This is a genomic window from Sphingomonas sp. CD22, assembly GCF_034556155.1.
Classification (GTDB): Bacteria; Pseudomonadota; Alphaproteobacteria; order Sphingomonadales; family Sphingomonadaceae; genus Sphingomonas.
In genome coordinates, this window is sequence record NZ_JAYDYX010000008.1 from 57,405 (window position 1) to 70,979 (window position 13,575).

At 68.7% G+C, this 13,575-nt stretch carries 9 protein-coding genes; 2 read left to right on the forward strand and 7 right to left on the reverse strand.

The window, feature by feature from the left end; genetic code table 11:
- Positions 1 to 78: 78 nt before the first annotated feature.
- The 3 genes from SFC76_RS15610 to SFC76_RS15620 form a co-directional block, all read right to left on the reverse strand.
- On the reverse strand, positions 79 to 2,823 hold the full coding sequence (locus SFC76_RS15610) for a [protein-PII] uridylyltransferase (RefSeq protein ID WP_322850334.1): 2,745 nt from the start codon (positions 2,821 to 2,823) through the stop codon (positions 79 to 81).
- A 218-nt stretch (positions 2,824 to 3,041) separates the two neighbouring features.
- The gene (gene mutS / locus SFC76_RS15615) at positions 3,042 to 5,621 is read right to left on the reverse strand and encodes a DNA mismatch repair protein MutS (protein ID WP_322850461.1); all 2,580 of its coding nucleotides are present in this window, start codon (positions 5,619 to 5,621) and stop codon (positions 3,042 to 3,044) included.
- Between the two features lie 29 nt (positions 5,622 to 5,650).
- A complete protein-coding gene (locus tag SFC76_RS15620; RefSeq protein WP_322850335.1) occupies positions 5,651 to 5,920 on the reverse strand; it encodes a type II toxin-antitoxin system RelE/ParE family toxin in 270 nt (89 codons plus the stop codon).
- A 282-nt stretch (positions 5,921 to 6,202) separates the two neighbouring features.
- Here SFC76_RS15620 and SFC76_RS15625 point away from each other — a divergent pair, with 282 nt between their 5' ends.
- The gene (locus tag SFC76_RS15625) at positions 6,203 to 8,461 is read left to right on the forward strand and encodes an NADP-dependent malic enzyme (RefSeq protein WP_322850336.1); all 2,259 of its coding nucleotides are present in this window, start codon (positions 6,203 to 6,205) and stop codon (positions 8,459 to 8,461) included.
- Between the two features lie 123 nt (positions 8,462 to 8,584).
- Here the strand turns inward: SFC76_RS15625 and SFC76_RS15630 are convergent, their stop codons facing one another.
- Together SFC76_RS15630 and SFC76_RS15635 are read right to left on the reverse strand one after the other, a co-directional pair.
- On the reverse strand, positions 8,585 to 9,373 hold the full coding sequence (locus SFC76_RS15630; protein ID WP_322850337.1) for an SDR family oxidoreductase: 789 nt from the start codon (positions 9,371 to 9,373) through the stop codon (positions 8,585 to 8,587).
- Between the two features lie 51 nt (positions 9,374 to 9,424).
- Positions 9,425 to 10,570 carry an acyl-CoA dehydrogenase family protein gene (locus SFC76_RS15635; RefSeq protein WP_322850338.1) on the reverse strand — a complete coding sequence of 382 codons (1,146 nt, stop codon included), beginning with the start codon at positions 10,568 to 10,570 and terminating at the stop codon, positions 9,425 to 9,427.
- Positions 10,571 to 11,079: 509 nt separating this feature from the next.
- On the opposite strand from SFC76_RS15635, the gene SFC76_RS15640 reads away from it, so the two are divergent.
- Positions 11,080 to 11,640 carry a CHAP domain-containing protein gene (locus tag SFC76_RS15640; RefSeq protein ID WP_322850339.1) on the forward strand — a complete coding sequence of 187 codons (561 nt, stop codon included), beginning with the start codon at positions 11,080 to 11,082 and terminating at the stop codon, positions 11,638 to 11,640.
- A gap of 140 nt (positions 11,641 to 11,780) precedes the next feature.
- Here the strand turns inward: SFC76_RS15640 and msrB are convergent, their stop codons facing one another.
- Positions 11,781 to 12,275 (reverse strand): peptide-methionine (R)-S-oxide reductase MsrB, encoded by a 495-nt coding sequence (gene msrB, locus SFC76_RS15645; protein ID WP_322850340.1) that lies wholly within the window; start codon positions 12,273 to 12,275, stop codon positions 11,781 to 11,783.
- Between the two features lie 237 nt (positions 12,276 to 12,512).
- Complete coding sequence (locus tag SFC76_RS15650; protein ID WP_322850341.1) at positions 12,513 to 13,514, reverse strand: endonuclease/exonuclease/phosphatase family protein; 1,002 nt, start codon at positions 13,512 to 13,514, stop codon at positions 12,513 to 12,515.
- Positions 13,515 to 13,575 lie beyond the last annotated feature (61 nt).

Sequence of the window (13,575 nt, forward strand, 5' to 3'; positions counted from 1 at the left end):
GCAGCGGCAACGGGGAATAGCCCGTTGCCGCCCGCATTATCGGGGGGGGCCGGCCGCAGCGATGCGCGCCGGCCCTTTTTACGCCGCCATCTCGACCATCTCGCCGATCGCCGCGGTGCGCAGCCGGCGTTCCAGCGTCTTCAACCGCGCCGCGGCGGTGATCCGGTCGCCGGTCAGGTCGGTGACGTAGAACGTGTCGACCGCGCGCTCGCCATAAGTGGCGACATGCGCCGAATGCAGCGTCACCTTCGATTGGAACAGCGCCTGCGCGAGCTGGTTGAGCAGCGCCGGCCGGTCGCGCGCATTGACCTCGATCACCGTGAAGCGGTTCGAGGCGTGATTGTCGATCAGCACGTTGGGCTCGATCTCGAACGCATCCGCGCGCGTCCGCGCCGCCGGCTTGGCGACGAGCCGGTCGGTCAGCTTGCCGCGATTGGCGAGCGCATCCTCGATCGCCATCTTGAGCCGTTTCAGCTGGTCGAGATCGTCGAACGGCCGCCCGAACGGGTCCTGGACGAGGAAATTGTCGATCGCCATGCCGTCGCGCGTGGTGTGGATGCGCGCGTCGATGATGTTGCCGCCCGCGACATGGATCGCGCCGGCGATCCGGTAGAACAGGCCGGGATGATCGGCGGCGTAGATCGTCACCAGCGTTGCGCCGCGCGTCGCATAGACCTGCGCGTCGATCGACAATTGCGCCTCGCCCGCGGCGGCGATGAAACGCGCGTTGTGCGCGAGCACGTCGTCGGGCTCGGCGATCCAATAGGCCTCGGGGAAGCGGCGGACGAAGGCTGCGAACCGCTCCGGCTCCCAGCCCAGCGTCGCCTGTAGCGTCTCCTGCCGCGTCGCGATCCGCTCGGCGCGCCCGCGCTGCTTGTGGCCGAGCCGCAGCACCTCCTCCGCGCCCTCGTAGAGGTCGGCGAGCAACTGGCGCTTCCAGCCGTTCCAGGTGCCCGGCCCGACCGCGCGGATATCGACGATGGTCAGCACCAGCAGCAGCCGCAGCCGCTCGGGGCTCTGCACCACCTCGCAGAAGTCGAGGATCGTCTTGAAATCCGACAGATCGCGCTTGAACGCGGTCGCCGACATCAGCAAATGCCAGCGCACCAGCCACGCCACCGTCTCGGTCTCGGCGGGCGACAGGCCGAAGCGCGGGCAGAGCCGTTCCGCCACCTCGGCGCCGAGGATCGAATGGTCGCCGTCGCGCCCCTTGGCGATGTCGTGCAGCAGCACCGCGACATAGAGCACGCGCCGCGACACGATATGCTTGATGATCGCCGAGGCGAGCGGGTGGTCGTCCCTGAGCTCGCCCTGGTCGATCCGCGCCAGCAGCCCGATCGCGCGGATCGTGTGTTCGTCGACGGTGTAATGGTGGTACATGTCGAACTGCATCTGCGCGACGACGCGGCCGAAATCGGGCACGAACCGGCCGAACACGCCCGCCTCGTTCATCCAGCGCAGCACCAGTTCGGGATCGCGTGGGGACGTCAGCACGTCGAGGAACAGCGCATTGGCGCGGGGATCGCGGCGGTGGCGCGCGATCAGCTTGGCGTCGCGCGCCGCGGCGCGCATGGCGAGCGGATGGATCTCGACGCCGTGCAGGTCGGCGAGCTGGAAGATCTCGATCAGCCGCACCGGGTCTTCGCTGAAATAGTCGTCGCGCGGCAACGCCAGCCGGCCGCGGTCGAGCACGAAGCCGTGCAATTTGTCCGGCCGCCGCCGGATCGTCGGCAGCCCGAACCGCCGCCCGCGCGCCGCGAACCGCTCGTCGAGATGCGCGAGGAACACGCCGGTGAGGTTGCCGACCGTCTTCGCCTGGAGGAAGTAATATTGCATGAAGCGCTCGACCGCCGGCTTGCCGGGCCGGTCCGAGAAGCGCATCCGCGTCGCGATCTCGCGCTGGACGTCGAAGGTCAGCCGGTCCTCGGCGCGGCGCGAGACGCTGTGCAAATGGCAGCGCACCGCCTGCAGGAAATTGTCGGCACGGTGGAACAGGCGATATTCCGCCTTGGTCAGCAGGCCGACCTCGACCAGATCGGCCCCGCGCTGGACGTCGTGGATGTACTTGCCGATCCAGAACAAGGTGTGGAGGTCGCGCAGCCCGCCCTTGCCCTCTTTGACGTTGGGTTCGACGACATAGCGGGTGTCGCCCATCTTGCGGTGGCGCGCGTCGCGCTCGGCGAGCTTGTCGGCGATGAACTGGCGTTCGGTGCCATGCTGCACCTCCGCCTTGAAGCGCTTCGCCGCCTCGTCGTAGAGCGTGACGTCGCCGGTGACGTAGCGGGCCTCGAGCAGGGCGGTGCGGATCGTCACGTCGCCCTTCGCCTGCCGCACCATCTCGTCGAGCGAACGGCTGGAATGGCCGACCTTCAGCGCGAGGTCCCACAAGGCGTACAACATCGATTCGATGACCTGCTCCGCCCATGGCGTCTGCTTGCCCGGGGTCAGGAAGCCGATGTCGATATCGGAAAAGGGCGCCATCTCGGCCCGGCCGTAGCCGCCGACCGCGATCAGCGTCAGCCGCTCGCCCGTCGTGGGATTGGGCAGCGGGTGGAGGCGCTGCGTCGCGAGATCGAACAGCAGGCGCAGCAACTGGTCGGTGAGATAGGCCTGCGCGTTCGACGCCTCCAGCCCGCGCGACGGATGCGTCGCGAGCCGGCGCTGGATCTCGGCGCGTCCCTCGGCGAGCGCCTCCTTGAGGATCGCGGTTGCCTGGGTGCGCAGACCGATGCCGCCGCCCTCGATCGCGGCGATCCGTTCGGCGAGCGCGCGACGATCGACGATCGCGCGGCGGTTGGGGAGGTGGTCGAAACGGCGCTGCATGGCGGGGGGGTATAACGGCGAGAGGGTTAAGGGGACATGGGGTTTGGGGGAGGGAACCCAAAGTCCTCCCCCGCCAGGGGGAGGTGGCACGCCGAAGGCGTGACGGAGGGGGAGGACAGGGCGGGAGAGTCATAATCAGGCTCCCGCCCCATCCTCCCCCTCCACCACTCGGCTTACGCCGAGCGGTCCCCCTCCCCCTTGCGGGGGAGGACTTGGGCTTACCCCTCCCGCGCCAGTGCCTTCAGCCGATACAGCGTGTCGAGCGCCTCGCGCGGGGTCAGCGCGTCGACGTCGAGCGATTCCACCTCCGCGCGGATCGCGTCGCACGTCTGCTCCTCCGCCACCTGCGCCGCGGCGAACAGCGGCAGGTCGTCGAGCCCCGCCGCCAGCCCGCCGGTCTTGGCGCGGCCCGCCTCCAGCTTGGCCAGCACCGCCTTCGCGCGCGCCACCGTCGCCGGCGGCATCCCCGCCAGCCGCGCGACGGCTAGGCCGTAGCTCCGGTCCGCCGGCCCGGTGCTGAGCTCGTGGAGCAGCACCAGCTCGCCCTTCCACTCGCGTGCGCGGACGTGGTGCAGCGTCAGCGCCTCGCAGCGCTCCGCCAGCCGGGTCAGCTCGTGGTAATGCGTCGCGAACAGGCAGCGGCAGCGATTGTCCTCATGGATCGCCTCGACCACCGCCCAGGCGATGGCGAGTCCGTCGTAGGTCGAGGTGCCGCGACCGACCTCGTCGAGGATGACGAAGCTGTTGGGCGTCGCCTGCGCAAGGATCGCCGCGGTCTCGACCATCTCGACCATGAAGGTCGACCGGCCGCGCGCAAGATTGTCCGACGCGCCGACGCGGCTGAACAACCGGTCGACCATGCCCAGCGTCGCCTTCGTGGCGGGAACGTAGCTGCCGGTCTGCGCGAGCACCGCGATCAGCGCATTCTGGCGCAGGAAGGTCGACTTGCCGCCCATGTTCGGCCCCGTCACCAGCCACAGCCGCGAATCGGGGGTGAGCGTACAGTCGTTGGCGACGAACCGGTCGCCCGATTTCGCCACCGCCGCCTCGACCACCGGATGCCGTCCGCCGACGACGTCGAAACAGGGATGGTCGGCGAGCGCCGGCCGCGCCCATTGCCCTTCCGCGGCACGCTCGGCGAGCGCCGCGGCGACGTCGATCCGGGCGAGCGCATCGGCGGTGGCGGCGATCGCCTCGCGGTGGGCGAGTGCGGCGGCGGTCAGCTCCTCGAGGTGCGCGGCCTCGGCGGCGAGCGCATGCGCACCCGCCTGCGACACGCGCGCGGCGACCTCGTGCAGCGCGGGCGTGTTGAAGCGGACGACGCCGGCCAGCGTCTGGCGATGGGTGAAACCGCTGTCGGGCTTCATCAGCGGATCGGCGGACCGCGCCGGCACCTCGACGTGATAGCCGAGCACGTTGTTGTGGCGGATCTTGAGCGTCGCGATGCCGGTCGCCGCCTTCATCTCGGCCTCCAGCGCGGCGATCGCGCGGCGGCCGCCGGCGCCGGTATCGCGCAGTTCGTCGAGCGCGACGTCATAGCCCGCGGCGATATAGCCGCCGTCGCTCGCCTCGATCGGCGGCGCGGCGACGAGCGCCCGCTTGAGCAGGTCGATCATCGCGCCGTGGCCACGCAGCCGCGGCATCACCCGCTCCAGCAGCGCCAGCGGCGCGTCGATCTGCGCCAGCCGTTCGCCGAGATGCCATGCGCCGTCGAGCCCGTCGCGAAGCTGCCCCAGATCACGCGGTGACCCGCGCCCCGCCGCGAGCCGGCCGAGCGCGCGACCGATATCGGGGAGCGCCCGCAGCGCCGCACGGACCTGCTCGCGCTGGCCGGTGGCGTCGTGGAAATGCTGGACGAGGTCGAGCCGCGCATCGATCGCGGCCTTGTCCATCAGCGGCGCGCCGAGGTCGCTCGCCAGCAGCCGCGCGCCGGCGCCCGTCACCGTCCGGTCGATACAGTCGAGCAGGCTGCCCTTGCGCTGGCCGCCGGTGGTGCAGGTCAGTTCGAGGCTTTCGCGCGTCGCGGCGTCGATCGCCATCGTCTCGGCGGCCTGGCTGAGGCGCGGCGGGCGCAGGAAGGGCAGGGCGCCCTTGGCGGTATGCTCCAGATAGGCGATCAGCCCGCCCGCCGCGGCGAGCCCGGCGCGGCTGAACTGGCCGAAGCCGTCGAGCGTCGCGACGCCGAACAGCGTCTTCAGCCGCGTCTCGCCGCTGCCGCTGTCGAACGTCTGCTTCGGCCGCAACGTCGTCGCCGCCTCCGCCTGTTCGGCCGCCTCCGATGCGACCACCTCCGCCGCACCGAGCCGTGCCAGCTCGGCACCGAGCGCATCGAGCGAGCAATCGATCACCTCGAACCGTCCGGTCGAGACATCGGCGGCGGCGAGCGCCACCGCCCCCGCCGCTTCGCCGATCGCGACGCACCAATTGTCGCTGCGCGAATCGAGCAATGCCTCCTCGGTCAGCGTGCCGGCGGTGACGACGCGGACGATACCGCGCGATACCAAGGCCTTGTAGCCGCCGCGCGCCTTGGCCTCGGCGGGCGTCTCGGTCTGTTCGGCGATCGCGACACGATGGCCCGCCTTGATGAGGCGTTGCAGATAGGCGGTCGCGGCATGGATCGGCACGCCGCACATCGGGATCTTCTCGCCGTCATGCTCGCCGCGCGAGGTCAGCGCGATGTCGAGCACGCCGCTGGCGATGCGCGCATCGTCGAAGAACAATTCGAAGAAATCGCCCATGCGATAGAAGAGGAGGCAATCCTCCGCCTCGGCCTTCAGCGCGAGATATTGCGCCATCATCGGGGTGGGGGTGGTCATGGCAGGTGATATTATTCCAGATGGCGAGCGCCGTGGTGAACCGACAGGATGAAGACGGTGTCGCCTTCGACGGCGTAGCGTAGGATATATGGCGGAACGGATGTCATCTCACGGATGCCGCCTTTGGGGCGGCCACGCCGTGGGAAGGTGGCGAGGCTATCGCCCAGATTGAACAGTCGGATGGCAATGTCTTGGGCGGCGATGGGATCGTGATCGTTGATGTAGCGGATGATCCCCCGAATATCGTCAATGGCTCCGGTTCCCCAGACCACGTTAACCATCGGGCCTAGCTATCCTGCTCGGCGAGCCACTCCGGAAAATCCTTGAACCCGGGCGTGCCCCAGGTCAGCAGCCATCGACCGACAACGATATGGTCCACGCCATATCCCGACGCGTAACCAGCCTTCGCTTCAGCGAAATCTTCGCGCGTCGGTAGACGCGGACGGCGCGGCAGGATGTGAGCCTCGGACCTCATCCTGATATCATAACCCCTACCGCCGCGGGTTGAAAGCCCGGCCCGAACCGGTCAAGAGCCGTAGCGTCAGCCCGTCAGAGAGGTCCCCATGTCCGACGAAGCGTCCGTCCAATTCTCCGAGCGCGAGGCGCTGCTGTTCCATTCGGAGGGGCGTCCCGGCAAGATCGAGATCATCGCCTCCAAACCGATGGCGACGCAGCGCGACCTCGCGCTCGCCTATTCGCCCGGCGTCGCGGTGCCGGTGCAGGCGATCGCCGACGATCCCGCGATGGCCTATGACTATACCGCCAAGGGCAATCTGGTCGCGGTGATCTCGAACGGCACCGCGATCCTCGGCATGGGCAATCTCGGCGCGCTCGCGTCGAAGCCGGTGATGGAAGGCAAGGCGGTGCTGTTCAAGCGCTTCGCCGACGTCGATTCGATCGACATCGAGCTGAAGACCGAGGACGTCAACCGCTTCATCGACGCGGTCGAGCTGATGGAGCCGACCTTCGGCGGCATCAACCTCGAGGATATCAAGGCGCCCGAATGTTTCATCATCGAGCAGACGCTGCGCGAGCGGATGAACATCCCGGTCTTCCATGACGACCAGCACGGCACCGCGATCATCGCTTCGGCGGGGCTGATCAACGCCTGCCTGCTCACCGGGCGCCGGCTGTCGGACGTCAAGCTCGTCGTCAACGGCGCGGGTGCGGCGGCGATCGCCTGTACCGAGCTGATGAAGGCGATGGGCGTGCGCCACGACAACGTCATCATGTGCGACAAGACCGGCGTCATCTACCAGGGCCGCGAGGACGTGAACCAATGGCAGTCGGCGCATGCCGCCAACACCACCAAGCGCACGCTGACCGAGGCGCTGGAGGGCGCGGACGTGTTCCTCGGCCTGTCCGCCGCAGGCGCGCTCAAGCCCGAGATGGTCACGCATATGGCGCCGTCGCCGATCATCTTCGCGATGGCCAATCCTGAGCCGGAGATCCGCCCCGAACTCGCCAAGGCGGCGCGCCCCGATGCGATCGTCGCCACCGGCCGGTCGGACTATCCGAACCAGGTCAACAACGTGATCTGTTTTCCCTTCATCTTCCGCGGCGCGCTCGACGTGCGGGCGACCGGCATCAACGATGCGATGAAGATCGCCGCCGCCAATGCGATCGCCGAACTGGCGCGCCAGCGCGTGCCCGAGGAAGTGGCGGTCGCTTACGGCGTGCAGCACAGCTTCGGCCCCGAATATATCATCCCGTCCCCGTTCGACCCGCGGCTGATGGAATTGGTGCCGTCCGCGGTCGCCAAGGCGGCGATGGATTCGGGCGTGGCGATCAAGCCGATCCTCGACATGGACGCCTATCGCCAGACGCTGCGCGCGCGGCTCAACCCGACCACCTCGGTGCTCAGCCTCGCTTATGAGGGTGCACGGGCGCGGCCGAAGCGCGTGCTGTTCGCCGAGGGCGAGGAAGAGGTGGTGCTGCGCGCCGCGATCTCGTTCAAGGAAGGCGGCTATGGCACGCCGGTGCTGGTCGGCCGCGACGACGTCTACGACCGGTTGAAGGCGCTCGGCGTCGCCAATCCGCAGGAGTATGAGGTTCACAACAGCCGGCATTCGCCGCTGGTCCCGAAGATGGTCGACTTCGTCTACGGCCGGTTGCAGCGCCGCGGCTATCTGCGCCGCGACGTCGAGCGGATGATCAACCAGGATCGCAACGTCTTCGGTGCGGCGCTGCTGCAATTGGGCGAGGCCGACGTGATGATCACCGGCATCACCCGCACCTGGGCCGAATCGATGCGCCAGGTGAAGCGCGTGATCGATCCCGAGGCGGGGCGTACCCCGTTCGGCATCCACGTCCTCGTCGGCCAGAGCCACACGGTGTTCATCGCCGACACTACGGTCAACGAGCGGCCGACCGGCGAACAGCTCGCCGACTTCGCCGAACAGACCGCGCAGGTCGCGCGCCGCATGGGCCACGAACCGCGCGTCGCGATGCTGAGCTATTCGACCTTCGGCAATCCCAAGGGCGCCTGGGTCGACAATATCCGCGAGGCGGTGGGCGTGCTCGACCAGCGCAAGGTCGGCTTCGAATACGAAGGCGAGATGCCGCCCGACGTCGCGCTCAACCCGCGCCAGCTCGCCAATTATCCGTTCGCGCGCCTGTCCGGGCCGGCCAACATCCTGATCATGCCGGGGCTGCAATCGGCGCATATCTCCGCCAAATTGCTCCGCGAGCTGGGCGGCGACAGCGTCATCGGCCCGATGCTGATCGGCATGGAAAAGCCGGTGCAGATCGCGCCGATGACCTCGACCGCCAGCGAGCTGGTGACGCTCGCGGTGCTGGCGGCGGGCGGCATCGCGCGCTAGTCCGGGGGCGGGGTGCGGCTCGGCCTCACCCTTCGCCCCTTCGGCGTCTTTTCCCTCTCCCGCCGGGAGAGGGAAGGAGGCGCGAAGCGCCGGGAGGGTGAGGGTGATGCGCGTTGGTCGCGCCTAGGCGTCGATGCTGGTCCCCACCGCGGCGTGGACCAGCCCGCCGTCGACGGTGATCGTCTCGCCGACGACATAATCGCCCGCGCGGCTGGCGAGATAGATCGCCGCGCCCGCCATATCCTCGTCCACCCCGATGCGGCCGGCGGGAATACCGCGCGCGATCGTGTCGCCGTGGTCGCGGGCGGCCTTGTTCATGTCACTTGGGAAGGCGCCCGGCGCGATCGAGGTGACGTTGATCGCATCGCGCACCAGTCGCGCCGCCATCCGCTTGGTGAGATAGATCAGCGCCGATTTCGACGCGTGATAGCTGTACGTCTCCCACGGATTGAGCCGCTGGCCGTCGATCGAGGTGATGTTGATCACCTTGGCGGGCCGCGCCGGCGTTCCCGCCGCCTTGAGCAGCCCGTACAGCGCCTGCGTCAGGAAGAAGGGGGATTTGACGTTGAGGTCCATCACCTTGTCCCAGCCGGCCTCGGGAAATTCCTCGAACGGCACGCCCCAGGCGGCGCCGGCATTGTTGACGAGGATGTCGAGCCGCTCCTCCCGCTCGCCGAGCTGTGCGGCAAGCGCCTTGCAGCCGGCAACGGTGCTGACGTCCTGCGGCAGCGCGATGCAATCCGGTCCGAGTTCGGCGGCGGCGGCCTCGCAGATGTCGGCCTTGCGCGAGGAGATATAGACCTTCGCCCCCTGCGCGACGAAGCCCGCCGCGATCATCTTGCCGATACCGCGACTGCCGCCGGTGACGAGCGCGACCCGGCCGTCGAGCCGGAAGAGGGTGTTGGTGTCCATATGTCTCTCTCCTTTGTCGTCACCCCGGCTCGAGGCCGGGGTGACGGATGTTCACCCGCCGCGCTTCATCGTCTCGCGGGCGATGATGACCTGCTGGATCTGGCTGGTGCCTTCGTAGATGCGGAACAGGCGGACGTCGCGATACAGCCGCTCGATACCGTAATCGGCGATATAGCCGGCGCCGCCGTAGATCTGCACCGCCTTGTCGGCGACGCGGCCGACCATCTCGCTGGCGAAATATTTCGCCGCCGCCGATTCGAGCACGACATCGTCGCCGCGATCCTTCGCCGCGGCGGTCTCCATCACCATCGCCCGAGCGACCAGCGCCTCGGTCTTCATGTCGGCGATCATGCCCTGGATGAGCTGGTGGCTGGCGATCGGCTGGCCGAATTGCGTGCGGCTGCCGGCATAAGCGACGCTGTCGGCGATCAGCCGCTCGGCGACGCCGACGCACACCGCGCTGATGTGGAGCCGGCCGCGATCGAGCACGCGCATCGCGATCTTGAAGCCCTCGCCCTCGGCGCCCAATCGGTTGGCGGCGGGGACGGGGACGTCGTCGAAATGCACGTCGGCGACCTTCGCGCCTTTCTGCCCCATCTTCTTCTCGGGTTCGCCGATGCTGATGCCGGGCAGGTCCTTGGGCACCAGAAAGGCCGAGACACCGCGACCGCCTTTCTCTTCGCCGGTGCGCGCCATCACCGTGAACAGCTGCGCGCGATCGGCATTGGTGATGTAGCGCTTGGTGCCGGTCAGCCGGTAGACGTCGCCGTCCTTGACCGCGCGCGTCTTCACCGATCCCGAATCGCTGCCGACATCGGGTTCGGTCAGCGCGAAGCTGGTGACGATCTCGCCGCTGGCAATCTTCGGCAGCCACAGCGCCTTCTGTTCGGGGGTGCCGGCCATCACCAGCCCCTGGCTGCCGATGCCGACGTTGGTGCCGAAGGTCGAGCGGAAGGCGGGGGTCGTCCGCCCCATCTCGATCGCGACGCGGCATTCCTCGACCATGTCGAGGCCGAGCCCGCCATAGTCCTCGGCGATCGACAGGCCGAACAGGCCCATGTCCTTCATCTCGGCGACGATCCCCTCCGGAATCGCATCCGCCGCCTCGACCTCCGCCTCCAGCGGGCGGAGCCGTTCGGCGACGAACCGCCGGACGGTGTCGATCAGCGCTTCGAAGGTATCGGGGTCGAGGGCCATGTCGCTTCCACTGCCATTTGATCGGCCGAGAGGTAATGCGATGCGACGGACGCTGCAAACCCGAAATTCTAAAAGTCGCACGCACACTCTTGATAGAGGCCATACTGGAATGGTTGCGAGTGATCCAGCCTACCCCGTCACCCTGGACTGGTTCCGGGGTACACCGGGCCGCGGGCATATGGCCCGTGCCTCCAGCCATTCTCCTCGCCGCGGGGTGGACCCCGGAACCAGTCCGGGGTGACGGGGCAGTAGAAGCGATCGATCGCGCCCCAGGGCCGCCGCTCTTGCGCCGCGCTGTCACCAGCAGCGAGAACGACAGGAAACCACCCCGATTCCGCGTCTTTAGGTCGTTCATCCGCCAGAAAGGGACAGGGCTGCGGACACGGTTCGTCGTCTCGTCGGCGCCGCAACACCGTTCGTCTCTTATGGTTCCCGCGGCCATTGGAGAAAAGCAAAGTCGCTTGTAGCGACATCCTCGACAAACGGGTTTTCGACCGGGGGGTCAGCAAATGACTGTAAAGACGTGGGCAGCGCGTGTTGCGCTGGTGATTTCGTGCGGCCTGATGACTGCCACCCCGGCGATGGCACAATTCTGGCAGTGCGCGCCTTATGCCCGTGAGATCTCCGGCATCGATTTGCACGGCAATGCCAATACCTGGTGGGGCCAGGCCGCCGGCCGCTACGAGCGGGGCCATGCGCCCAAGGTCGGCGCGGTGCTCGCCTTCCAGTCCACCCACCGCATGCGCGTCGGCCATGTCGCGATGGTGTCGCAGGTCGTCAGCGACCGCGAAGTGCTGCTCACCCACGCCAATTGGTCGCGCCCCGGCGGCATCGAGCGCAACGTCCGCGCCGTCGACGTCTCCGCCGCCGGCGACTGGAGCGAAGTCAAGGTCTGGTACGGTCCCAACGGCGGCCTCGGCACGTCGAGCTATCCGACCAACGGCTTCATTTATTCGGGCCACGCCCCCGCCGCCGATACGGACGCCGCACCGGCAGCCGCCCCCGCCATCGACACCAGCATCATCGCCACCGCCGCCGCCGTTCCGGTGGTGCCCGTCTCGGGGCAGTAAGCGCAACGCCCCTCCGATCGTCATCCCGGCGAATGCCGGGACCCACGGACACGGTCGGCGCGACGGAGCGCGAAACAACGGCGATCACCGCAACCATGAGTCCCGGCATCCGCCGGGATGACGAGGGGCCGGCGGCTCCCTCAACCCGCGCGGAACGTCATCGCCACGCCGTTCATGCAATAGCGTTTGCCGGTCGGCTTCGGCCCGTCGTCGAAGACATGGCCCAGATGCCCGCCGCACTGGCGGCAATGCACCTCGACCCGTTGCATCATCAGCGACCCGTCGGTGCGCGTCGCCACCGCATGCGGCAGTGGTGCGTAGAAACTCGGCCAGCCCGTACCGCTGTCGAACTTGGTCTGCGAGGCGAACAGCGGCAGCGCACAGCCCTTGCACGCGAAGCGCCCGGCGCGATGCTCGTCGTTGAGCGGGCTGCTGAACGGACGCTCGGTGCTCTCGTGACGCAGCACCGCCCATGCCTGATCGCCGAGCTTCTTGCGCCACGCGGCATCGCTCATCGCGACGGGGAAGCGCTCGGCCGCGGCGGCAGGCGCGCTGCGGCAGCCCCATAAGGCCGCCCCGGCGATACCGGCGGCAGCGAACGACAGAAGCGAGCGGCGGGAAGGATCGTGAACCATTACCGTGATATAGATATCCGCACGGTCCCCCGCATCCCCCGCACGGGCGGGACAGTGGGGCGCGGGAGCCATTACCCCCGTTCCGTCACCCCGGACTGGTTCGGAGGTCCACTTTGCGGCGGGGAGGGCGGCCCGAGGCTCCGGCCGCGGACCTGTGGCCCGGTGGACCCCGGAACGGGTCCGGGGTGACGAAGCGCTGTGGCTAACCGCCCGGACCCCACCCGACCGGGGTCGGAATCAGGCGCCGAGGCCGAAGCTGCGCATCACGCCGATATGGTCCGACAGCCGGTCGCCATCGGCGAGCGTTCCGAAGCTGCGCGTCTGGCCCTCGGCGGCGATCGTGCCGCGATAGGCGACGACGGTCTTGGCATGCGCGAGCGTCGGCGTCGGCGCGATCGCCCGGCACGACGCGCCACAGGCGGTTTCCGACGCGGCGATCGTCAGGCCGTCGCCGGCGACCAGCGCCTGCGCCAGATAGGCCTGACGCGCGGGATCGTTGCCGACGTTGAAGTCGCCGGCGAGCACCACCGATGCGCCACCGCCGCCGACCGCGCCGATGAACGCGCGCAGCGCATCGGCCTGGCGCTGATAGGCGAACAGGCTGCGGTCGTTGCCGACGCCCGAGGCGGCGCGCGCGTTGAGATGCGTGTCGACCACCACCAGCGGCGCGGCGCGGCCGGGCACGCGCAGCGCCACCGCCAGCATCCCCTTGTTGGCGAGGCAGTCGTAGCCCGCGCAGGCGAAGCGCGGATAGGCGACGCGCTTGGCCCAGAGGATCGGATAGTCGGAGAAGATGGCGAGGCCGCTGTCCTCGCGCGCGCCCTCGGTCTCGCCATGCCACAGGCTGGCCCTGGCGACGAAGGCGCGTTCGGCCGGGGTCGTCGCCGGGGCGCCCGCTTCGTCGGCGCTGGGGCCGTAGGCGACGTAGCGGTAACCGGCGTTGGTGCCGATCGCCTTCTGCGCGTCGCCGAACGCCTCCTGCACCGCGACCACCTGCGGCCCGTCGCCGCGATCGTGCATCGCGCGCAGCTCGGCGGCGATCGACGCGGCGGCGGCGCCGCGGCCGTGGGTCAGCGGCCAGGGCAGGCCCTCGACATTGTAGGACAGCAAGGTGACCGGTCCGGCGGCGGGGGCGGCGTGGAGCACGTTACGCTCCACCGCCATCACCGGCCTGGGCTCGGCGAGACCGGTGACGAGCAGCACCGTCGCCAACATCACCACCCCAGGTATCCGCCGCATCGTCGCCACTCCCCTCATGCTGGAACCTTATCTAGGCTCGAGCGTGTGACGCGGTGACGTA

Excerpts from the sequence above, each read along its gene's own strand:
- SFC76_RS15625 (WP_322850336.1), top strand. The coding sequence starts at position 6,203 with ATGTCCGACGAAGCGTCCGTCCAATTCTCCGAGCGCGAGGCGCTGCTG.
- SFC76_RS15640 (WP_322850339.1), top strand. The coding sequence starts at position 11,080 with ATGACTGTAAAGACGTGGGCAGCGCGTGTTGCGCTGGTGATTTCGTGC.
- SFC76_RS15630 (WP_322850337.1), bottom strand. The coding sequence starts at position 9,373 with ATGGACACCAACACCCTCTTCCGGCTCGACGGCCGGGTCGCGCTCGTC.
- SFC76_RS15650 (WP_322850341.1), bottom strand. The coding sequence starts at position 13,514 with ATGCGGCGGATACCTGGGGTGGTGATGTTGGCGACGGTGCTGCTCGTC.
- msrB (WP_322850340.1), bottom strand. The coding sequence starts at position 12,275 with ATGGTTCACGATCCTTCCCGCCGCTCGCTTCTGTCGTTCGCTGCCGCC.
- SFC76_RS15610 (WP_322850334.1), bottom strand. The coding sequence starts at position 2,823 with ATGCAGCGCCGTTTCGACCACCTCCCCAACCGCCGCGCGATCGTCGAT.
- SFC76_RS15620 (WP_322850335.1), bottom strand. The coding sequence starts at position 5,920 with ATGGTTAACGTGGTCTGGGGAACCGGAGCCATTGACGATATTCGGGGG.
- SFC76_RS15635 (WP_322850338.1), bottom strand. The coding sequence starts at position 10,570 with ATGGCCCTCGACCCCGATACCTTCGAAGCGCTGATCGACACCGTCCGG.
- mutS (WP_322850461.1), bottom strand. The coding sequence starts at position 5,621 with ATGATGGCGCAATATCTCGCGCTGAAGGCCGAGGCGGAGGATTGCCTC.